This is a genomic window from Rufibacter glacialis (assembly GCF_008271745.1).
GTDB classification, from domain to species: Bacteria; Bacteroidota; Bacteroidia; order Cytophagales; family Hymenobacteraceae; genus Nibribacter; species Nibribacter glacialis.
The window spans coordinates 571,002-592,171 of sequence record NZ_VKKZ01000019.1 but is presented as its reverse complement, the minus strand read 5'-3'; the positions used below and the strand labels follow the sequence as shown (position 1 = coordinate 592,171).

The following is a 21,170-nucleotide window of genomic DNA, read 5'->3' as shown; positions in this document are numbered from 1 at the left end:
GGTGATTATTCCAACGCTGTTTTTCTCCTCTGTTTTTGCAAACCGAAGAAAAGCACATAGTTACCCAAAGGTAGTTATTCCGTACATTTGGCCATGAGCCTGCGGGCATTTTTTTAAGCCTGCCCAAACCCCTACCGCTATGAAAATCCTTATCCTGAACGGGCCTAACCTGAACCTGCTGGGCCGCCGTGAAAAGTCCATCTACGGGTCGCGTTCCTTTGAAGATTACCTGGAGAAAGACTTGATTCCGGCTTTCCCAGACCTGGAACTGGAATATTTCCAATCCAATGTGGAAGGTGTCTTGATTGACAAACTGCATGAGGTGGGCTTTCATTACCAGGGTATTCTGTTCAACGCGGGCGCTTACACCCATTCCAGCCTGGCCCTGGCAGACGCCATTGCCGCCATTGAGACCCCGGTCATAGAGATCCACATCTCCAACGTATTCGCCCGTGAAGCCACCCGGCACGTGACTTATATTGGCGGCCGGTGCGTGGGCAGCATCAGCGGTTTTGGGCTGGAAAGTTACCGGCTTGGCCTGCAACACTTTGAGCGGCAGAAGCCCAATAAGGTTGGTTTTACTTACACCAAAGCGTAACCACCGCTCGTTTTGCACGTGTAGCCATGGCAACAGGGCCCCAGTACAGGCTTCTTTCTGGCATTATTTTCAGAAAACAAGCAGGAAAGGGCTTTCCTGGCACCCCACTTACCTACTACCTTTGCCCCTTATTTCACGCTACGTTCCACTCAACTCCCCTTCTGCCATGCTTAACTTCTATCCGGGTCCCTCCCAAGTCTACCCCGAGGTTCGGGATTACCTGACCATGGCCTATGATGAAGGGATGCTGAGTATTCCGCACCGCGGCGAGCGCTTTGTGCAGATGATGCGGGACCTGGTAGGCCTGCTGCGCACCAAACTGAACATTCCGCAGGACTACTACATCTTCTTCACCTCCTCGGCCACCGAGTGCTGGGAGATCCTGGCCCAGAGCCTGACCCCAAACAAAAGCCTGCACCTCTACAACGGGGCCTTCGGGGAGAAGTGGTACCAGTACGCCAAGCGCCTGCGGCCCGACAGCTACGGGCAGGCCTTTGGCCTGGAAGACGTGCTGGACGCCCCCAACCTGCCGGTGGAAGACGACACAGACCTGATCTGCGTAACCCAGACTGAGACCTCTAACGGGACCCAGGTGAGCATGAACACCCTCCTGAAACTGCAGAACCAGTTCAAGGACCCCTTGCTGGCCGTTGATGCCACCTCCAGCATGGCCGGAGGCAACCTCAAGTTCATCAGGGCAGACATCTGGTTTGCCTCGGTGCAGAAATGCTTCGGGTTGCCCTCTGGCATGGGGGTGCTGGTGTGCTCGCCGCGTACCATTCAGCGGGCCAAGGGCCTCAACGACCGCAAGCACTACAACAGCCTGGTGTTCCTGCACGAGAAGATGCTCAACTACCAGACCACCTTCACGCCCAACGTACTCAACCTGTACCTGCTCAAGAAAGTACTGGAGCAACGGCCCCTCATCAAAAACATTGACCAGCACCTCACGCAGCGGGCCCAGGACCTGTACACGTTCTTTGAAGAATTAAGGGAAATGCAGCTGCTGGTAGAGAACCCCGAGGTACGCGCCCTTACGGTGCTGGCCATCAAAGGACCAGACCGCTGGGTAGCCGAGGCGAAACGCCTGGCCGCCACGCAGGGCATCACGCTGGGGAACGGCTACGGCCCCTGGGCCAAATGCACCTTCCGCATCGCCAACTTCCCGGCCGTGCCAGATGCGGAATATGAGGTGCTGCGGGGTTTCATTTCCGCCCATTATCACTAATTTCGCGCCTGAAACAGCACCCTAATGGTGTTGTCACTGCCCCATGATCCAATTCAGCTTCAAAGAGATCGTTTCCGTTAGCCTGATTCTGTTCGCCATCATTGATATTCTGGGGTCAATTCCCATTATCATACAGCTGCGCCAGCGCGAAGGGGTCATCCAATCTGAAAAGGCCACGCTGGTGGCTGGCGTGCTCATGATTGTGTTCCTGTTTGTGGGAGACGGCATTCTGAAGCTCTTCGGGATTGATTTCGCTTCCTTTGCCATTGCGGGGGCCCTCATCATCTTTCTCATGGGCATGGAGATGGTATTGGGCATTCACCTGTTCCATTCCAACCCCGAGGTGAAAACCGGCTCCATTGTGCCGCTGGCCTTCCCCCTGATTGTGGGGGCCGGCACCATGACCACTCTGCTTTCTTTGCGGGCGGCCTATGCCCTGCCCAATGTGCTGGTGGGCATTCTGCTCAACCTGGTGTTTGTCTACATCGTGCTCAAAAGCTCTAACTGGCTGGAACGCAAACTGGGTCAGAACGGCACCGAGGTGCTGCGCAAGGTGTTTGGCGTGATCCTGCTGGCCATTGCCATCAAGCTTTTCAAGACGCACGTTAGCCTTTAGCCGGTTGTAGGTCCAATTTTCATAAAATAAGCCTTAAACCAGCAGCCTTTCTTTTCCCTGCCTTTATTTAAAACGCTCTACTAGAACCTTTTCAAAAAAGGGCGCCAGATACTTCTTCGCCATAAAGGAACCAATCACCGGAAACCTGAAAAAATCTGGCGGCTGTTTTGGCTGTTCTTCGATCTGGACAAAAAAGGCACTTCTTTTCCAAAGGCAGGCAACGGCCGGTGAAATTTCTGCATCTTGGAAGAAAAGAAATGCCGCCCATGAAACTGCCCTTCCTGTTCCTGCTCCTTTCCTTCTCCTTCCTGGCCCAGGCGCAACGCTTTCAGGGCAAAATATTAGACCATAAAAACGCCCCGGTGCCCTTTGTGAACATTGGGGTGATAGGCCAGGGCGTAGGCACCGTCTCGTCAGAACAAGGCACCTTTATCCTTTCCTTACCAGATTCCCTGGATGCCCGTACCCTTCAGGTCTCCGCCATCGGGTACCGGCCCGTCACCTGGAAGGTGGGCGAGTTCAAGCAGAAGTTCGGCAGCCGCGAGGCAGTGATCCACCTCAAGGAAGAAGCCGTGGCCTTGCGGGAAGTGGTAGTTCGGCCCCAGAAATTCAAAACGAAGGTGGTGGGCAATGAAACGGATTCCAAGAGCATTATGGGTGGGTTCAAGAGCAACGGTTTGGGCAGCGAGATAGGCACGGTGCTGTCTATCAACCGCCCGTCGTTCCTGGAGAAGGTCACTTTCAATTTGGCCAACAATGCGTATGATACTCTTTTCCTGCGCATCAATATCTACAGAATGGGCAAGAATGGTCCTGAAGAGAACCTTTTAAGCGCGCCTATTTACCTCACCGCCCTTAAAAAAGACGTCGTAAACGGCATCTCCCTGGATATGCAGGAGCACCAGATTTACCTTGAGGCAGACGTGCTGCTTTCCCTGGAACTGGTCAAAGACCTGGGCCACGGCGGCCTCTTGTTTAGCGGTGGTTTCATGAACAGCGATTCTTATTTCAGGAAAGCCAGCCAGGACGTGTGGCAGAAAGTACCCATCATAGGCTTGGGCTTCAACGCCACCATCAGCTTCGCGAAATAAAGCCCAAAGCCCTTTCCCCTGCCCCTCTTCTGGGCCCTTTGGTAAATCACAGCTGACTTGAAGGGCATCAACCCACCGCAACCTTTAAGGCATTTGCCTCTGTTTTGCCGCTGACTTTCCCAAAATGCAGCCAAAACAAGAGAGCCCGGCCATCGCCGAAGCTTCCTCCCTGTTCTTGCCCTACCTACTTTGCCGCCTACTCTTTTTTAGGGATGTTTCCCTGAAAACAGGCTAAAAACGGTTCCTCCACTTTGCCAGGGTACCTCCTCCAGAAATAATATGGGGCCTTCCCGCTACTCCTAGGCAAGTTTGGGTATTTTTGCGCCAGACTAACCACACGCGTTTTGATAGAGATATTTACCGATGGCGCCTCCCGGGGCAATCCTGGTCCTGGGGGTTACGGCGTTATCCTGCGGTACGGCCCCCACGTGAAAGAATTAAGCGAAGGATTCCGGAAGACCACCAACAACCGCATGGAGCTTCTGGCCGTGATCGTGGCCCTGGAGTCCATCACCAAACCCGGCATTCCGGTCACCGTCTATTCAGACTCCAAATATGTGATTGACTCGGTGGAGAAGAAATGGGTGTTTGGCTGGGAGAAGAAAGGCTTTGTAGGCAAGGCCAACCCAGACCTGTGGCAACGGTTCCTGAAGGTATACCGCAAGCACCAGGTGCGCTTTGTGTGGGTCCGCGGCCACGCCGGCCACGCCGAGAACGAGCGCTGTGACCAACTAGCCGTCGCCGCCGCCCTCCAACCCAACCTCCCCCCCGACAAAGGCTTTGAAGCTAACCCAACGGCAGGGTAGCAACTTTGAAGATTTGGAGATGAGGAGATGTGGAGATGAGAGAATTTGAAGATGTGGAGATTTGGAGATGGGAAGAAAGAGCGCAACTGCAGTTTCTACATAACAAAAGCCGAATCCAATTTACGCACTTAATAATCGTATCATTAAACTCCATCATTTTAAAATTTTCACATCTTCAAATCTTCACATCTTCAAATCTTCCCATCTCCAAATTTAAAAAGTGGCCAACGACTATTTCCAGTTTAAGCAGTTTTTGATCAGGCAAGACCGGTGCGCCATGAAGGTGTGTACCGACTCCTGCGTGCTGGGGGCTTTCGCTGATGTACAGGGGGCCCGGAGGATTCTGGACATTGGGGCGGGCACGGGCTTGTTGAGTTTGATGGTGGCGCAGCGGGCGTCGCAGGCCCAGGTGGAAGCGGTGGAGATTGACGCGAATGCCGCGTCCCAGGCCCAGGAAAACATGGCCGCCAGCCCATGGGCAAACCGGGTCAAGTTGTTCCCCATGGGGTTGCAGGAGTTTGCCCTTACCCAGCCTCAGGCTTTTGACGTCATCATCAGCAACCCGCCTTTTTTTCAGGCTTCCCTGAAATCAGCTGACGGGGCAAAAAACCAGGCCAAGCATACCGGGTCGCTCTCCTTTGCCGAGGTGGTTTCCTTTGCCCAGCGTTATCTTGCTCCCGAGGGAAAACTGCATATCCTCTTGCCGCCGCACGAGGCCGGGGTCTTTGAGCGGGAAGCCCAGGCGGCTGGTTTCCACACCCGCCAGATTCTCTGGTTAGAGGCTACCCCGCAAGGCAAACTGCTGCGCGCCATCCATACCTACACCCGCCAGCCTTCCGCCACTACCAGCAGCACTTTAGCCGTGCGGGAAAAAGATGGGGAGTATACTTTGACTTTCCAGGAACTGCTCCGGGAGTATTACCTTATTTTCTGATTCCCGGCTTTTTTTCAGGAAACGGAGGTAAATCCCATGAGACAATGGTCTACCTAATGGGGAGCAAACGGCCTAAACCTGTCTTCCTATTTTACGCCTGATTCCTTGAAATCACCCCAAAATCGCTGGTCTGCTCTTCCCGCTCCGTGAACCGGATGCCGTACTGTTCCAGTTCCGCCAGGATGGGAAGATAAAGATCGGGTTGCAGCGGCACTACGACGCCCTTTGCTTGCAGCTTCCCTTGCAGCAGGAGCTTGGTCGCGATGCCCAGGGGCAGGCCCACCGTTTTGGCCATGGCCGTCTGCACCTCGTCCTCGCCCAGCACCACCAGAGAAGAAGTGCATTTTCTTTTGTCGCCCTCCTGTTCGTACTCCAACTCGTGCAGCATCACAATCATATCTTTATCACCGGGCTCCAGCTTCCATTTCTGCACCAGCAGTTTCTCCAGGGCCTGGGCCGGAGTAGCATTCTCCAGATCAATAGGTACCTCGTCAAAAAGACCCGTCCATTCCACAAGCTGCAGTTCTTCGACCTCAGGGGCAATTCTTAGGTAGGCAGCTACCTGTTCTTTGAGCGGCAGATGGCTTTCCGGGCTCGGGGGCAAGAAACTTCTCACCAGATCGCCGTAGGTCAGGTGCGAAGAGTCTGCCAGAGAATAAGAATCGTCAGTGAGGCCCAGGTGCACCAGCACTTGCCAGGCCTGGCAGTAACCAGGCCGGCGCAGGGTGCCGCGCAGCATGGTTTGAATGCCTTCCAGGCCGTAGGGCTCCAGGTAGCCCAGGGAGTCGCGGTTGGCATAGCCGTCAAAGTACCCGAACCCCTCTACCAGAAAGGTCTCCGTGCGCCTGAACAGCACGGGGTAAGGGATGTATTTGTAGCTGCCGTCTTGCTTGTAGCGGGCCGTACCTTGCCCGGCCAAAATCACATTGCGCGGGTTCCAGGTAAATTTATAGTGCCAGGGGTTGTTGTCAGACTCAGGGGCCATGAGGCCGCCGGTAAAGGATTTGAAGGAGGTAATGGTGCCGCCCTGCCCTTGTATCTGGTGAATGAGCCGCATGGCCGAGAGGTGGTCAATGCCGGGGTCCAGCCCGCATTCCATGAGAAAGGTGAGGCCTTTGGCTTCGGCCTGGGCGTGCATGGCTTTGATCTGGGGCGGCACGTACGAAGCGGTGACCAAGTGCTTTTCCAAATCCAGGCAGGTCTGCGCTACCAGCGGGTGAAACAGGGCGGGCAGCATGGAGATCACCACCTCGGCCCGACCGATCTCTTCCCTGCGCTGCGCCTCGTCCTGCACATCAAACACAAAGGCTCTTAGCTGGGGATTTTGCTGGACCTGCCGGGCCAGGTGGTCTACCCGCACATCGCCCACGGCCACTTGCCAGTTAAAAGTACTTGCGTTTACTAGAAGGTAATCAAGGAGAACGGAGGCGGAGCGACCGGCGCCCAGGAGCAGGATCTTGTTCATGGCAAGGAAAACAGGAGTTGTTTGGCGCCTTAAAATGGGCATTTTATCTTGTATGGGCAACCGGTTCTTGCAATTTCGGGGCTACTTGTTAACTTTGGCTCCCGTACGACCGTGTGCGGAGAACGCACCCTATGACAGAACAAGTACAACTCAGCATTACCTATGAGGTAGTGTCTTCCATTGAAGAATTAACCCCTCAGGAACGGCAGGTCTTCGTTCTTGCCCAACAAGCCACCAACAACGCGTACGCCCCCTATTCCAATTTCATGGTAGGCGCCGCTTTGCTTCTTTCTGATGGCAGTACCCACCAAGGCACCAACCAGGAAAACGCAGCCTACCCCTCGGGTCTCTGTGCAGAGCGCACCTTGCTGTTTGGCGTAGGTTCTAACCACCCAGACAAACAGATAGAGATGATGGCCGTCACCGTGCGCCGCCGGCATGAGGAACATTTCCTGAAAGCCTGCCCCTGCGGGGCCTGCCGCCAAGTGATAGCGGAATACCAGAGCCGGCAACAGGCACCTATCAAGCTGCTCATGCAGGCCGAGGACGGAAAAGTGATGCGCATGAAATCTATTGAGGATCTGCTGCCCTTCATGTTCACCAAAGACCAGCTCTAGCTTGGCGGCACTTCACCGAACCATTACCGTACCCCGCACGGCCCACCTCCATCAGGCGGGCGCCTTGTCGGCGGAAACCCGGCACCTGTGGGTGGTACTGCACGGCTATGGCCAGTTAGCACGGTACTTTATCCGGCACTTCGAGCCCCTGGCAGACGCGCAAACTGCCTTCATTGCCCCGGAGGGTCTCTCCCGCTTTTATCTGGAAGGGTTCTCAGGCCGCGTTGGCGCCACCTGGATGACCAAAGAGGAACGGCTGCATGAGATCACAGATTACGTTACTTACTTAAATCAGGTGCGGGAAATGGCCCTGCAGGAAGCGCCCCAGGCAGTCTTGCACGTACTCGGCTTTTCGCAGGGTGCGGCCACGGCGTGCCGATGGTTGGCGCAGGCAGAAGACCTGGTCAAAGACCTGGTACTGTGGGCGGGCGTGTTCCCCGAGGATATGGAAATGGCCTCAGCCAGTCCTACCCTTACCCAAGCCCGGCTTACCTACGTGTATGGCACCCAAGACCCGTTTGTAGCCGAAGACCGGGTGCAAGTCCAATTGGCCCGGGTACGGGAATTGGGGCTGCAGCCTGAAGTGCGCACCTTTGCCGGAAAACACGAACTTGACCAGGCAGTTTTGCAAGAGTTGAAGCAACGGCAGGGAGACTAGATCACCACCCATTGTTTAAACCCCGTTTTCTGGAAAAGGCGGTAAAAACCTCCCCCCTCTGTTTTCCTGAAAGGATCTCAGTAGCAAGCGGTAGTTCCGGTTGAGAAGTTGCTTTTACCCTTCGCCCACAAGATCCTTCCAGGAAGATAAAATTGGGAGTAAGCAGGAAGTGAAGCAGGGAGAATGCAGGTGGAAAAGGCAAGACTGGGGTATTCCCAGCTTTTGATAAAAAGGGTGGGAAAACCAATCCGTTTACTTCTCCCAGATTCCTGGCACTACAATCTCCAGCAAGTGCTGGTCCGGGTCCCGGAAGTAGCAAGATTTGCGGTCGTGGGGCCACCTCTGCTCGTGCTCAATGGGAATATTGGCTTGCTGTAGCTTTTCTTTCCAGCCCTGGTACTGCGCGGCTTCACATTCGAAGGCCAGATGCAGTTGCCCTTCCCCAAAATGCGGTGGCAGGTCTTTGCTGCTGCTCGTTTTCTGGGCATTGAAACACAATAACACAGAACTTCCCACCCTGAAAAACACGTGCCTACCGGCTACCTCGCCAATCACTGGCAAGCCTAGCACCTGCGCATAGAAAGTAGTGGTGCGCTCAAGGTCCTGAACGTACAGACAAGTTTCCTTTATCTTGGTAAATTCCATAGCTAGTCTTTTCTCCTGCAACGAACCGCGCAAAAGAAAGATTTGCCCTTTTGAGCCTACTTCTGCCAAAACTGCCCAGGAACGGCAAGGCCCACCCGTTTAAGAACGAGCGGGCCTTACTGTAAAATAGATCCGGTTACTGCTTGTTGATGATGGTAGCGCTGGCCTGGGCCGCGGGGAGAATAAGCACTTCTGCCAGGTTCACATGCTTGGGCCGGGTCACCATGAAAGAGATCAGGTCAGCGATGTCTTCGGCCTGCAAGGCTTCAAACCCTTGGTACACGGTAGCGGCCCGTTGGGTATCGCCTTTGAAACGCACTTCAGAGAACTCGGTTTCTACCGCCCCGGGGTTTACCTCAGACACCTTCAGGCCTTCGTGAATCAGGTCAATGCGCATGGCCTTTGACAGGGCGTCTACCGCGAATTTGCTCGCGCAGTACACATTGCCGTTGGCGTACACTTCCTTGCCCGCAATAGAGCCAATGTTGATGATGTGCCCAGACTTCCGCTCAATCATAATGGGTAGCACGGCCTTGGTCACGTACAGCAAACCTTTCACGTTGATGTCCAGCATGGCTTCCCAATCGTCCAGGTCACCGCTCTGAATGTTAGACAGGCCATGGGCATTCCCGGCGTTGTTGACCAGCACATCCACTGACCGCCATTCTGGGGGCAAACCGGCAATAGCGGTCTGCACCGCTTCCTTGTCTCGCACGTCAAACTCCAGCGGGTACACGTTCTCCTGGCCAAGTTGCTGGCTGAGCTCCTGCAACCGCTGGGTGCGCCGGCCGGTGGCAATAATCTTAAAGCCCTGTTGGGCCAGGGAGACAGCGGTGGCTCTGCCAATGCCAGAGGTGGCACCGGTTACCAGGGCAATCTTCTGCGTTGTCATAGGGGAATTATTCAAAATTGAGATAAAGCGTGACCGTGTTGGTGTTCAGCTGCTGGATGCTGTTGTTGAAGATGCTGTTGGCTGGCTTGTGCAGGTTCCCGATGCCCCGCGAATACCTGATCTCCGGCGCGAACTTGAAGAAAGGATAGAACATGTCTAAGCCTACCCCATACTCAATGGCAAAATCCATGGTTTTCAATTGCAGGTATTCATTGCCCTTCTTCTGCCCTCCTACTACCAAAGAAGGTTTCACGCCGGCTACAAAGTACATCTGGGTGTTCTTGCGGCGTTTTGACTCATACTTCACCAACAGCGGGAGTTCCCCTGAGAACGTGTTCACCTCCTGCAGATGGTCGCCGGCGGCAATGTTATTCTCTGGCTCAGCCGCTACTCCTTTGTACTCTATGGCGCGGCTGTGGTAGCCCACGCCCGGCTGGGCCCGCAACACCAGGTTTGGCGAAAGGCGGTAGGTGGTGATAAAGTTCACGTTGAACCCGATCCCAGTCTTGTCATTCACAGATAGTGAGTCATTCTGTTTGATCTCGGCTACATACCGGTCTGAGTGCTCTAACTGGTACCAGGAGGTGTTCACGCCCAGAGAGAATCCCCAGCGCAGGCGTTTGTACTCATAGCCCGGAAGGTTCTCGCTTTTGAGTTTTCCCTGGGCCTGCGCTGGCCGGTTGCCCACCAGCAACACCAGAAGAAAAAAGCCTATTATTTTGTACCGCTGTAAATGGAGCTGATGCCGAAGGTAAGTGAGTGCCATTCTGTGTTTTTAAACCCGATTCTCTTGAAAATAGCCAAAAAATCATTTCCGTCTGGGAACGCCTGCACAGACTCTGGCAGGTACGTATAGGCGGCATTGTCTTTTGAGATCATTTTCCCGAAAACCGGCAATATATGTTTGAAGTAAAAATTATAACCCTGTTTCATGGGGAAGCGCTGGGGCTTGGAGAACTCCAGAATCACCGCCATGCCGCCCGGCTTCAACACCCGGTACATCTCCGCGAGGCCCTTCTCCAGGTTCTCAAAGTTACGTACCCCAAAAGCAACGGTGATGGCATCAAAATGATTGTCTGGGAACTGGATATTCTCTGAATCACCTAACTGCAGCTGCACCAGATGGCTCAATCCCCTTTTGTTGATTTTCTCGCGGCCTACCTGCAGCATGCCCTCTGAGATGTCAATGCCTATGATCTGCTTGGGCTTGAGCTGCAGTGTTTCCAGGGCAAAATCTCCGGTACCAGTGGCAATGTCCAGCACCAGTTGGGGCTTTACGCGCTTTAGCAGTTTCACCGCTCTTTTGCGCCAGTAGATGTCTACTCCCGCGCTAAGGAAATGGTTTAGAAAATCATAGCGCTTGGCAATGCTGTTGAACATTTGCGCCACCTGCTTTTTCTTCCCTTCCTCCTGGTCTTTATAAGGTACTACTGACATGTACTAGGTATGGTTATAGAGGGCAAAGCTACTATGCTTTAACTAGAATTCCCGCATTATGTTGTACCGGCACCCCTCATAAATCAAAGAGCCCCGACCGTTTGGCCGGGGCTCTTTGAAGATAGATTTCTGGAAAACAGCCCAGAAATACTATTGCTGCTCTACGCTCTTGATCACGTTGAACTCAGTGCGGCGGTTCAACTGCATGTTCTCAGGAGTATCATTTGGTGCGGCCGGACGGCGCTCACCGTAAGAAACCGTGATCATGCGGTTGCTTGGGATGCCCTGCTGCAACAGGTAGTTGTACGCAGCCATGGCACGGTTCTCGCCCAGCGTTACGTTGTAGGCATCTGAGGCGCGTGAGTCAGTGTGGCCATCAATGGAAAGACGCAGGCTTGGGTTGGCTTTCATCACCCGCACAATGTTGTCCAGCTCAGAGATAGACTCCGGACGCAGGTTGTACTTGTCCGTGTCATAGTAGATGCGTTTGAAGGCGAAAGCGCCCACACCCACGCCAGAGGTATCTTCAAAGGCAATGTAAAAGTCCTTCTCAAACACGGTGGTGTCGTTCAATGACATAGGCACTTCATACTGCTCGGTGGCCAGGGTCTTTCCGTCTTTAGACAGGGTAACCTGGTAAGGGCGCGCAGAAAGCACAGACACCTGGTAGTTGCCAGAATCCGGCTTGGTTACGTCACGGTACTCCAGAGGCGTGTTGTTGGCGGTTTTACCAGAGAACACTAATTCCACCCCAGGGATGATGGTAGAGTCACGCAGGCTGTACACGTGGCCTCTCACTGAGGCGTTCCGGATGTAGTTGATGGTGTAGATGTCTTTTTCACCGTATCCGCCCATGCGGTAAGAAGAAAGGTACGCGTAAGAACCATCTGGGCTCAAGCGGTAGTAGGTATCATCATCTGGCGTGTTCACAGGGTAGCCCATGTTCTCAGGTCTGCTCCAGCGGCGGGCCACGGTGTCAAACTTCATGGTGAAGATGTCATAGCCGCCCATGGTGTTGTGGCCACGTGAGCTGAAGTACATGGTCAAACCATCTGGGGTGAAGTACGGGCTATCCTCGTCAAACGGGGTGTTCACGCCACTTCCGAAGTTCTTAGGGGCACCCCACTCGCCGTTAGGCTGGCGCTTAGAGTAGTAGATATCCAGGTCACCGTTCTGCGAGAATTGGCTTGTAGAGAAATAAAGGGTGCTGCCATCTCTTGTGATGAAGGCATCGCTTTCAAATCCTTTGGAGTTGATGTTGCGGTTCAGTTTCTGCGGCTGGCCCCAGTCACCACCGTCACGGGTGGTCATGAAAATGTCACCCCCTTCGTCTTGGCGGTACATCAGCAATTTGCTGTCATTGTCAAACAACTGGATAGAGGCATCATGACCGGTACCGTTCAAACGGGCGCTCAATGATTTAGGGGTTTCCCAAGAATCAACACCTAAACGGCGGGTCTCAAAGATGTCTTCAAAATACTCACCATCTTCGGCTTCTTTGCCCCCGGTAACACCGGCGCTGCGCGAAGTAAACAACAGGTAGTTGTCATCTGAAGAGATCACCGGGCTGTGCTCAGAGTAAGGGGTGTTCACGGTAGGACCCAGGTTCTTCACGAAGATGTCTTTGGGGTTGGCTACCTCTTTCTTGGCGTTACGGGCATGCTGTAACAACAGGGCCGCCTGCTCTTTGCCGTCATCATCCCGCTTGCCCAAGGTAGCCTGATAGGCTTGGGCGTTCTTGATAGCGTTGTCAAACTCATAGTTCACCAGGTCTACCCGGCCTAACCAATAAAGTACATCATCACCTACTTTGGGCTTGATGCGGTAGGCTTTGTAGACATACTCGCTGGCTTTCTCTTTGTCAAAGGCAATATAGCTGATACCTGCCCGGTACATGGCCTTGGCATTGTCTGGATCACGCTCTAATGCCCGCTCATAGAAAGGAAGCGCCGCCCGGAAATTAGCCTGGTTAAAGAATTTATCTCCGCTCCGGATAAGCTTGCGCGTGCTTTGCGCCATGGCCGAAGAAGCCATGAGAAAGAGGGTGAGAAGCAAGAATGATGTTCTAAACAATCGCTTGTCTAAGTGATCCATAGTGTAAAGGTTAAGGTATAGTAGCTACTTAATATAGACGGGTAAGCATTGATGATAGACAGATAAGTACCTTCAAAAAAAGGTTTCCTCATCTAACAGAGAGCAGTCAAAGAACTTCACAATAATATTTAAAAATCTTTAGATACATCTTTCCTAACAAAAATTTATTGCAACTGTATTATTGGTAAAGTGCTGCAATATAGAAAAACTATCTTATCTGGTCATCATATCCGCTTTGGGTGCCTGCGCTACGATACTCAGAATTGTGTTAAATGGTTACTTAAACCAACAGATTATCACGCAGAATTTGCGTATTCCGAGATATGGACAGGGTTCGCCGTTTATTTGGTACCTTTGCAATTATTAATAAACGTATGCAGTAATTATGGTCATCAAAGAAGCAAAGTTCGTTACCAGCAATACCCGCGCTGATTTGTGCCCGCAGACCCAACTGCCGGAATATGCGTTTATTGGCAGGTCAAACGTGGGCAAATCCTCGCTCATCAACATGCTCACCAACCACCTCAAACTGGCCAAAACCTCCTCTTTCCCGGGCAAGACCCAGCTCATCAACCACTTCCTCATCAATGGCGAGTGGTACCTGGTAGACTTACCGGGGTATGGCTGGGCCAAGGTGAGCAAAGACTCGCGGGAGCAGTGGCGCAAAATGGTGCAGTTCTACCTGAAAAACCGCACCAATCTCGCCTGTGTCTTTGTTCTGGTTGATTCCCGGCTACCCCCGCAGAAAACAGACCTGGAGTTTATAGAGCTGCTGGGAACCATGGGGGTGCCTTTTGTGCTTATCTTCACGAAGACCGACAAACAATCTGGCACGAAAACTGATGCTAACATTGCAGTCTTCATGAAAACCCTCCAGGAAACCTGGGAAGAGTTGCCTATGTACATGAAAAGCTCCTCTACCTCTAAAGAAGGCCGGGAAGAGATCCTTAATTTCATAGCCAGCGTGAACCAGCGGTACCAGGAGGAGCAGTAAGCATTGTTCATCCTTTACCAGCCAAACTTTATCTAAGATGGAATTAAAACATTTTGCGGCCGCGGCCTTTTTCACCTTCTTTGCCGCAGGTACCGTTACCGCCCAGACCACTAAACCAGGCCAGACCGCCAAGCCTGCCGCTACCACGCAAACGGGCAAACTGCCGGTGGCCGAGCATTACCCTGGTGGCCAGGAGGCGATGGTGGCGGAAATGCAGCGCAACATCCAGTACCCGGCCATGGCCAAGCGGAACCGCGTGATGGGCACCTGCATCATCCACTTCACTCTCAAAGAGGACGGCTCCATCAAAAACGCCAAGATTCTGAAAGAAGTAGGCGGTGGTACCGGTCAGGAGGCCTTACGGGTAGTGCAGCTGCTTAAATTCAACGCCCCGGGGTACAGCCAGGAATACAGCGTGCCCGTGAATTTCAAACTCTAATCATTCATTATAACCTAATTTACCTTTATGCCATTTGACCTGAGAGAGATCGCTTCTATTTCCGGTATGCCGGGGCTCTACAAGATCGTAGCCCCTACCCGCAATGGAATCATTGTAGAAAGCCTGACGGAGAAACCAGCCCGTAGCGTGGCACAGGCCAGAAACCGGGTGTCTATTCTACAGGAGATCTCTATGTACACCAATGATGAAGAGCACACCGTGCCGTTGGCCGAGATCTTTGACAGAATCAGAAAGCAGTACGGCTCTGACCTGCCGGTAACATCCAAGTCCAGCACCCAGGAACTTTCTGCGTTTCTGGAATCGGTTCTCCCGGACTATGATCAGGAGCGGGTGTATGCCTCAGACATGAAGAAGCTGGCCCAATGGTATGTGATCGTGAACCAGTTCGTGCCTTACTCTGAAGAGGCCGCTTCTGATGCCGCTGGCTCTGAAGCTCCCCAGGAAACTGCCTCTGCCGCAGAATAATCACGTTTTGCTGAAAACAGCCTCTAAACAAAGCGGCCCCTGCCAGATAGCAGGGGCCGCTTTGTTTAGAGGCTGTTTTGGTGAAATAAGGGCTTAAACGGCCAAAGAAGATCTAACCGGCCGGTCTCGGGCCACCAGCAGGTTCTCCACCTCGTTCACCATGTCTTTTGACCCAATGTACAGGGTGCAGCGCTGGTGCAGTTCTGAAGGCTGGATCTCCAGGATCCGTTGCCGGCCGTCAGAGGCTTTTCCGCCGGCCTGCTCTACCAGGAACGCCAGGGCATTGCACTCATATAGTAACCGCAGCTTTCCGCCGGGTGATTTCAATGTATTGGGGTACAGGTAGATGCCACCTTTCAACAGGTTGCGGTGGAAGTCGGCTACCAGAGAACCAATGTAGCGGGCGGCGTAGTTGCGCACGCGGCAAAGCTCTACGTAATGCTTGATGCTCTCCGGGAAATGGTTGAACCCGCCCTCGTTCACCGAGTAGATGCTGCCGTTCTGGGGCGTGGTGATGTTAGGGTGCGACAGGAAGAACTCACCCAAAGAAGTCTCATAGGTGAAGCCGTTAACCCCGTTGCCAGTGGTATACACCAACATGGTGCTGGAGCCATAGATCACATATCCGGCGGCTACCTGCTCAGTGCCTTTCTGGAAGAAATCATCCATGGTGGCCTCGGTGCCTAGTTCAGAAACCCGGCGGTAGATAGAGAAGATGGTGCCAATAGACACGTTCACGTCAATGTTAGAGGAACCGTCCAGTGGGTCAATGGCCACAATGTATTTCCCGTTGTTATTGCCGGTGTGGATCACGTCTTCCTCTTCCTCAGAGATGATGGCGCAAACCTCTCCTCCGTTGCGCAGGGCGCGTATGAAGCGGATATTGGCCACCACGTCCAGTTTCTGCTGGTCTTCCCCTTGCACGTTCTGTTTTCCGTATGCTCCTCCTATATCCGTCAGGCCCGCATGGTTTATGGCCCGGTTTACTATTTTTGCAGCCAAAGCGATATCCCGCAGCAATTGAGATAATTCACCAGTGGCGTAGGGGAAATCTTCTTGTTTCCGCATGATAAACCGGTCTAGGGTTGTGCCGACTGGAAGAGCTAAATTTTCTTTTAGTGTCATAGGAGTACGATGGATAAAGGTATAGGGGTAAGAAGATACTTCCTCTCTTAATTACAATAATACTAATTATTTACCAATTAGTAACATTACAATTAACGATTCTTCATAAAAGTAGGTACTAAATGTTAGTTTACAAATTTGGGGGCGCCTCAGTGAAAGACGCGGCAGCGTTCAGAAACATCTTCCGCATCTTGTCTTCCCTTCCGGCCCAGGAGAAACCAGTGGTAGTAGTATCGGCCATGGGCAAGACCACCAATGCGCTGGAGCAGGTCTTTAAGCTTGCCTTCCAAGAGTCAGACTATACAGAGGCTTGGCAGCAGATGCGCCAGTACCACCAAACCGTGGTGCAGGAGCTTTTCCCTGAATTCGGGCACCCGGTGCACCAGGCCCTGGAGGAACAGTTCCGCTTTCTGGAAAACACCCTGAAAACGATCCGGCCACAGGTGCAGTACGATGAACAGTACGATCAGTTGATCAGCGGCGGAGAAATTTTGTCCAGCCTCATCCTGCACCACTTCCTCAGCAGCCAGGGCTACCAGAACCAGTGGCTGGACTGCCGCCCCTACCTGCGCACTGATGCTACCTGGCGCGAAGGACGCGTGGACTGGGAATACACCCAGCAGCAGATGGCCACTCACTTGCCGCCCCTGCTGGAAAACGGCGCTCTCATCACCCAGGGGTTCATTGGAGGCACGTCCACCGGCCGCACCACCACCCTGGGCCGCGAAGGATCAGACTTCAGTGCCGCCATTTTCGCCTATTGCCTCAAGGCCGAGTCGCTCACCATCTGGAAAGACGTGCCCGGCCTGCTCAACGCCGACCCCAAACTGTTCCGGGATACTATCAGATACGAGGAAATCGCGTACCAGGAGGCCATTGAGATGGCGTATTACGGCGCTTCGGTCATTCACCCCAAAACGGTGCAACCGCTGGCCCAACAGTGCATTCCGCTGCACGTGAAATCATTCCTGCACCCAGACCAGCCGGGCACCGTGATCTGGAACTGCCAGCACGACCGTATTGCCCCTTCCTTTATCCTGAAGCAGAATCAGTGCCTGCTTTCCTTCCACACCAAGGATTTCGGCTTTATCACGGAGCAGCACCTGAGCACCATTTTCCAGGCCCTTAGCCACCACCGGCTTAAGATCAACCTCATGCAGAACTCGGCCATCTCCTTTTCTACCTGTGTTGACGCTGATGAGGCCCGGGTGGAAGCCGTGAAAGAGGCGCTGGCCCAGGAGTTCCTGATCCTTTACAACCAGCCGCTGCACCTGTACACCATCAAGAACTATGACCAGCCCAGTCTGGAGAAACTGACCCATGGCCGCGAGATCCTGCTGGAACAACGCAGCCGGCAGACTTTTCAGTTTGTCTGCCGCCCCACCCAGGAATTCCCCCACTAAGGAAATTCTCTTTAAGAGTCTCAGAAAATAATCCCATCCAACACTTTAATCTCTAAAAACCATCTGTTTATAGCATTATTCTTAAAAAACAGGAGATAAACGCAGCAAGTACACAACTGGAAACAGGCAGGAAATTTTGTCTTTCTGGCGAGCCGGTATTTCCTGGGTGCGCTATCCTAAAGGATACCACCCCATAACACGGTTTTCAAGGGCATTTCCTTTCTTTTTTGCAGGGTAGCCGGCTGAACCGTACCTTTGCACCCGTAAAGGCGCTTCTGGTTTTTCTTAGATTTAAAGCGTTTTACCAAATAGTAACCTTTAACCTTACCCGTAAATCATGGCAGTATTAGTAGGTAAAAAAGCACCATCTTTCAAAGCTACTGCAGTAGTAGATTTAGAATTCGAAGAGGATTTTTCTTTAGATCAATACATTGGGAAACAACACGTGTTGTTCTATTTCTACCCCATGGACTTCACCTTTGTGTGCCCTACCGAAATCATCGCGTTCCAGGACAGATTAGAGGAGTTTACCCGCAAAGGCGTAGCCGTGGTAGGTTGCTCTACAGACACGCACCAGTCGCACTGGGCCTGGTTGAACACCCCACGCGAAAGAGGCGGTATTGAAGGCGTGACCTACCCACTGGTAGCAGATGCCACCAAGACCATCTCCTCTAACTATGACGTGCTGGCTGGCCACTATGACTACAACGAAGAAGGCGAAATGATCTTTGTTGGAGAGCCGGTAGCCTACCGTGGTCTGTTCCTCATTGACAAGCAAGGCATTGTGCGCCACCAAGTGGTGAATGACATGCCTCTGGGCCGCAGCATTGACGAAGCCCTGAGAATGGTAGACGCGTTGCAGTACTTTGAAGAAAAAGGCGAAGTTTGCCCAGCTAACTGGGAAGAAGGCCAGGAAGCCATGCAGGCAACCCATGAAGGCGTTTCTTCTTACCTGGCAAGCCGCTAAGAATAGAAATTGCTTCACCAAAAAAGTCCCTGGGTCATCAGGGGCTTTTTTTTTGGCCCTGCCCTCTCTGCGGCTCTTCCTGAACACCTGGTCCATAAGGAAAGAAACCTATCGCTGTAATCCCAGAACCCCAGTGCTGCCCAAGGCCAGGCGCGGGTCCCAGATCTGCCAGACGGGTTACACCAGGCAAAATACCCTTGCAAGATGCGCCTTGGAGCAAAATACGGAGTATCTTTACCGTACCAGCGTTGCCGCGGTAACGGGATATTGAAACAAAAACCGGAAAGCGATGTCAAAGATTCTATATGAGGTGGGGGTACGGGCCTATGGGCTTGGGGTACGGTTGGCCGCTCCTTTCCACCCCAAGGCTGCCCTCTGGGTAAAGGGGCGCAAAGATGTTTTCCAGGAAATAGAGCAAAAGCTACAGAACCATACCGCCCCCATCGCCTGGTTCCATTGCGCCAGCCTGGGCGAATTTGAGCAAGGCCGACCACTCATTGAGGCCTTCCGGCAGAAATTCCCCCATTACCAGATCGTGCTAACCTTCTTCTCCCCCTCCGGGTATGAGATCCGGAAGAACTACGCCGGCGCCGATTATATATTCTACCTTCCACTGGATACCGCTGAGAATGCCCGCCGGTTCCTGCACCTGGTGAAACCGCAGCTGGCCGTGTTTGTGAAATACGAGTTCTGGCACCATTACACCAAAGCACTGCGCAAGCGGCACATCCCGTTGTTCTCCATTTCTGCTACGTTCCGCCCTAACCAGATTTACTTCCAGCGGAACGGGGAATTCTACCGGCGTATTCTGGAGCGCTTCACCCACATTTACACCCAGAACCAGGAGTCGGTGCAACTGCTGGCTGGCATTGGCTTCACCAAAATGAGCCTAGCTGGTGATACGCGGGTAGACCGGGTGTTGCAGAACGCTCAAAGCGCCGCCCCTAACCCCATTGCCCAAGCCTTCAAAGGCGATTCCCCGGTCATGGTGATCGGAAGCAGCTGGCCCCAGGACATGGCCGTATTGCTGCCCTTCCTGCAGCAACAGTTGCCCACCCTCAAGTTCATTCTGGCCCCGCACGAGATCCATGACAAAGAACTCACCCAGCAGGAACAACAATTCCCCGGGCAGGCTATCCGGTACTCCCAGGCAGATGCTGCCACCGTGGCCAACTACCGACTCCTGCTCATTGACAACATTGGTATGCTCTCTGGCCTTTACCAGTACGCCACCTACGCCTACGTGGGCGGCGCGTTTGGGAAGGGCCTGCACAACACCCTGGAACCAGCCGCCTTTGGGCCACCCATTTTCTTCGGTCCGAAGTATGAGAAGTTCCAGGAGGCCATTGATCTGGTAACCGCCGGGTCGGCCTTCAGCGTCCGTTCGTCCCAGGACCTCAGCCAGAAGTTTGCGAAACTGCTGGAAGAACCTGCCTCGCTGGAGAAAATAAGAGCCAAAACCCAAGCCTACCTCCAGAAACAGGCCGGCGCTACTGACCGTATCTTAACATCTTTGGAATATTGGTTACCTTCGCGGCAAGCATGACAGGGACAGTAGTAAAATCAACAGGATCTTGGTATCTGGTACGCGGCCACGCAGAAGGGCAGCTGTACAAATGCCGCCTTCGCGGGAAATTCAAGAACAAAGGCCTCAAGGTAAGCAACCCCATCGCCGTGGGCGATGAAGTGACCCTGGAGCCCGAGGGTGGTGAGCACCAGGCGGTGATCACCGTGATAAAACCGCGGCGCAACTACATCATCCGGAAGTCTACCCACAAGGCGCACCATGCCCACATTGTGGCCTCTAACCTGGACCAAGCCTTTCTGGTGGTCACGTTGGTCTCGCCGCGTACCTCCTTTGGGTTTATTGACCGGTTCCTGGTCACCGCAGAGGCCTACAGCATTCCGGCCACGCTCCTGTTCAACAAGCTGGATCTTTACGACCAGGACACCCAAGGGTACCTGGACCAGGTCATGCAGCTCTACCAACAGATTGGCTACCCCTGTTTTCCGTGTTCGGCGCATACCGGCGAAGGCATCTCGGAGATCCAGGGACTGCTCGCGGAGAAAGTGACCTTGTTCACCGGCCATTCCGGGGTGGGCAAAAGTACGTTGGTCAACAGCCTGGTACCTGATCTGGACATCAAGACCTCGGAGATCTCGGCATTCTCAGACAAAGGCGTGCACACCACCACCTTCGCCGAGATGTTTGAAGTAGGAAACAACACCTACCTCATTGACACACCCGGCATCAAAGAATTGGGCGTGGTGGAAATGAAGAAGGAAGAGATTGGCCACTATTTCCCGGAAATGCGCGCGCGCCTGAACAAATGCCGCTTTGACAACTGCATCCACGTGAACGAGCCGGGTTGCGCCATTCAGGACGCCGTGAAGAAAGGCAAGATCGCCCTACCCCGCTACGAGAGCTACCTCAGCCTGCTGCAGAACGATGATTCACATAGGTAAGCCTTTAGTTCTGAGTCTTGAGTTCTGAGTCTTGAGTTCTGAGTCCTGAGTTCTGAGTTCTGAGTTTGGAATCTTAGATCTTGCGTCTTGAGTCTTGAGTCTCTATAGCGTTTAGGGGCTATTTTGAAAAAACGGCCGGCAAACAGCGGTTCTATTTCTTGGGAGGGAATCACCTGGGCGGTAGCGGTAAAATTCGTACCTTTGCCCGG

At 53.3% G+C, this 21,170-nt stretch carries 22 protein-coding genes; 15 read left to right on the top strand and 7 right to left on the bottom strand.

The genetic code is table 11. From position 1 onward, the window contains the following. Nucleotides 1–139 precede the first annotated feature (139 nt). The 6 genes from FOE74_RS07120 (at nt 140) to FOE74_RS07095 (ending at nt 5,273) form a co-directional block, all read left to right on the top strand. Entirely contained in the window at nt 140–598 is a 459-nt protein-coding gene (locus FOE74_RS07120) for a type II 3-dehydroquinate dehydratase (RefSeq protein ID WP_149097898.1), read from the top strand. A 166-nt stretch (nt 599–764) separates the two neighbouring features. Further along, the gene (locus FOE74_RS07115; protein WP_149097897.1) at nt 765–1,826 is read left to right on the top strand and encodes an aminotransferase class V-fold PLP-dependent enzyme; all 1,062 of its coding nucleotides are present in this window, start codon (nt 765–767) and stop codon (nt 1,824–1,826) included. A gap of 43 nt (nt 1,827–1,869) precedes the next feature. Next, a complete protein-coding gene (locus tag FOE74_RS07110) occupies nt 1,870–2,442 on the top strand; it encodes a MarC family protein (RefSeq protein WP_149097896.1) in 573 nt (190 codons plus the stop codon). A 266-nt stretch (nt 2,443–2,708) separates the two neighbouring features. After that, entirely contained in the window at nt 2,709–3,533 is an 825-nt protein-coding gene (locus FOE74_RS07105) for a carboxypeptidase-like regulatory domain-containing protein (RefSeq protein ID WP_188686475.1), read from the top strand. Between the two features lie 344 nt (nt 3,534–3,877). After that, nucleotides 3,878–4,339 carry a ribonuclease HI gene (gene rnhA, locus FOE74_RS07100; RefSeq protein ID WP_149097894.1) on the top strand — a complete coding sequence of 154 codons (462 nt, stop codon included), beginning with the start codon at nt 3,878–3,880 and terminating at the stop codon, nt 4,337–4,339. Between the two features lie 220 nt (nt 4,340–4,559). Continuing rightward, entirely contained in the window at nt 4,560–5,273 is a 714-nt protein-coding gene (locus FOE74_RS07095) for a tRNA1(Val) (adenine(37)-N6)-methyltransferase (RefSeq protein ID WP_225840714.1), read from the top strand. A 91-nt stretch (nt 5,274–5,364) separates the two neighbouring features. Here FOE74_RS07095 and FOE74_RS07090 read toward each other — a convergent pair whose 3' ends face one another. Beyond that, nucleotides 5,365–6,738, bottom strand: a complete 1,374-nt coding sequence (locus FOE74_RS07090; RefSeq protein ID WP_149097893.1) for a saccharopine dehydrogenase family protein — start codon at nt 6,736–6,738, stop codon at nt 5,365–5,367. Nucleotides 6,739–6,869: 131 nt separating this feature from the next. Between FOE74_RS07090 and cdd the strand changes: the two genes are divergently transcribed. Both cdd and FOE74_RS07080 read left to right on the top strand, forming a co-directional pair. Further along, complete coding sequence (cdd, locus tag FOE74_RS07085; RefSeq protein ID WP_149097892.1) at nt 6,870–7,355, top strand: cytidine deaminase; 486 nt, start codon at nt 6,870–6,872, stop codon at nt 7,353–7,355. A gap of 1 nt (nt 7,356) precedes the next feature. Beyond that, nucleotides 7,357–8,013: an alpha/beta hydrolase gene (locus FOE74_RS07080; RefSeq protein ID WP_149097891.1), complete on the top strand. Its 657-nt coding sequence runs from the start codon at nt 7,357–7,359 to the stop codon at nt 8,011–8,013. A 252-nt stretch (nt 8,014–8,265) separates the two neighbouring features. Here FOE74_RS07080 and FOE74_RS07075 read toward each other — a convergent pair whose 3' ends face one another. The 5 genes from FOE74_RS07075 to FOE74_RS07055 form a co-directional block, all read right to left on the bottom strand. Continuing rightward, complete coding sequence (locus tag FOE74_RS07075; RefSeq protein ID WP_149097890.1) at nt 8,266–8,658, bottom strand: VOC family protein; 393 nt, start codon at nt 8,656–8,658, stop codon at nt 8,266–8,268. Between the two features lie 136 nt (nt 8,659–8,794). Continuing rightward, nucleotides 8,795–9,550 carry an SDR family NAD(P)-dependent oxidoreductase gene (locus tag FOE74_RS07070; RefSeq protein WP_149097889.1) on the bottom strand — a complete coding sequence of 252 codons (756 nt, stop codon included), beginning with the start codon at nt 9,548–9,550 and terminating at the stop codon, nt 8,795–8,797. 7 nt (nt 9,551–9,557) lie between these two features. Next, nucleotides 9,558–10,316 (bottom strand): type IX secretion/gliding motility protein PorT/SprT, encoded by a 759-nt coding sequence (porT, locus tag FOE74_RS07065; RefSeq protein ID WP_149097888.1) that lies wholly within the window; start codon nt 10,314–10,316, stop codon nt 9,558–9,560. Further along, nucleotides 10,265–10,987 carry a bifunctional demethylmenaquinone methyltransferase/2-methoxy-6-polyprenyl-1,4-benzoquinol methylase UbiE gene (ubiE, locus tag FOE74_RS07060; RefSeq protein ID WP_149097887.1) on the bottom strand — a complete coding sequence of 241 codons (723 nt, stop codon included), beginning with the start codon at nt 10,985–10,987 and terminating at the stop codon, nt 10,265–10,267. Before ubiE ends, porT begins: the two co-directional genes overlap by 52 nt. Before the next feature lie 150 nt (nt 10,988–11,137). Further along, complete coding sequence (locus FOE74_RS07055) at nt 11,138–13,081, bottom strand: OmpA family protein (protein WP_149097886.1); 1,944 nt, start codon at nt 13,079–13,081, stop codon at nt 11,138–11,140. Nucleotides 13,082–13,466: 385 nt separating this feature from the next. Between FOE74_RS07055 and yihA the strand changes: the two genes are divergently transcribed. From yihA to FOE74_RS07040, 3 genes are read left to right on the top strand one after another with little or no spacing between them, the layout of a single operon-like run. Continuing rightward, nucleotides 13,467–14,075: a ribosome biogenesis GTP-binding protein YihA/YsxC gene (gene yihA, locus FOE74_RS07050; RefSeq protein ID WP_149097885.1), complete on the top strand. Its 609-nt coding sequence runs from the start codon at nt 13,467–13,469 to the stop codon at nt 14,073–14,075. 37 nt (nt 14,076–14,112) lie between these two features. Continuing rightward, on the top strand, nt 14,113–14,514 hold the full coding sequence (locus FOE74_RS07045) for an energy transducer TonB (RefSeq protein WP_149097884.1): 402 nt from the start codon (nt 14,113–14,115) through the stop codon (nt 14,512–14,514). A gap of 27 nt (nt 14,515–14,541) precedes the next feature. Next, nucleotides 14,542–15,000 carry a DUF5606 family protein gene (locus FOE74_RS07040; protein ID WP_149097883.1) on the top strand — a complete coding sequence of 153 codons (459 nt, stop codon included), beginning with the start codon at nt 14,542–14,544 and terminating at the stop codon, nt 14,998–15,000. 93 nt (nt 15,001–15,093) lie between these two features. Here the strand turns inward: FOE74_RS07040 and fbp are convergent, their stop codons facing one another. Then, nucleotides 15,094–16,125, bottom strand: coding sequence for a class 1 fructose-bisphosphatase (gene fbp, locus FOE74_RS07035; protein WP_149097882.1), 1,032 nt, complete (start codon nt 16,123–16,125; stop codon nt 15,094–15,096). Between the two features lie 122 nt (nt 16,126–16,247). Here fbp and FOE74_RS07030 point away from each other — a divergent pair, with 122 nt between their 5' ends. The 4 genes from FOE74_RS07030 to rsgA all read left to right on the top strand — a co-directional run bounded on the left by FOE74_RS07030 (nt 16,248) and on the right by rsgA (nt 20,961). Further along, a complete protein-coding gene (locus tag FOE74_RS07030) occupies nt 16,248–17,528 on the top strand; it encodes an aspartate kinase (protein WP_149097881.1) in 1,281 nt (426 codons plus the stop codon). Nucleotides 17,529–17,865: 337 nt separating this feature from the next. Continuing rightward, nucleotides 17,866–18,495 (top strand): peroxiredoxin, encoded by a 630-nt coding sequence (locus FOE74_RS07025; RefSeq protein ID WP_149097880.1) that lies wholly within the window; start codon nt 17,866–17,868, stop codon nt 18,493–18,495. Between the two features lie 289 nt (nt 18,496–18,784). Then, nucleotides 18,785–20,041, top strand: a complete 1,257-nt coding sequence (locus tag FOE74_RS07020) for a 3-deoxy-D-manno-octulosonic acid transferase (RefSeq protein ID WP_149097879.1) — start codon at nt 18,785–18,787, stop codon at nt 20,039–20,041. Beyond that, nucleotides 20,038–20,961 carry a ribosome small subunit-dependent GTPase A gene (gene rsgA, locus FOE74_RS07015; RefSeq protein ID WP_149097878.1) on the top strand — a complete coding sequence of 308 codons (924 nt, stop codon included), beginning with the start codon at nt 20,038–20,040 and terminating at the stop codon, nt 20,959–20,961. Before FOE74_RS07020 ends, rsgA begins: the two co-directional genes overlap by 4 nt. Nucleotides 20,962–21,170 lie beyond the last annotated feature (209 nt).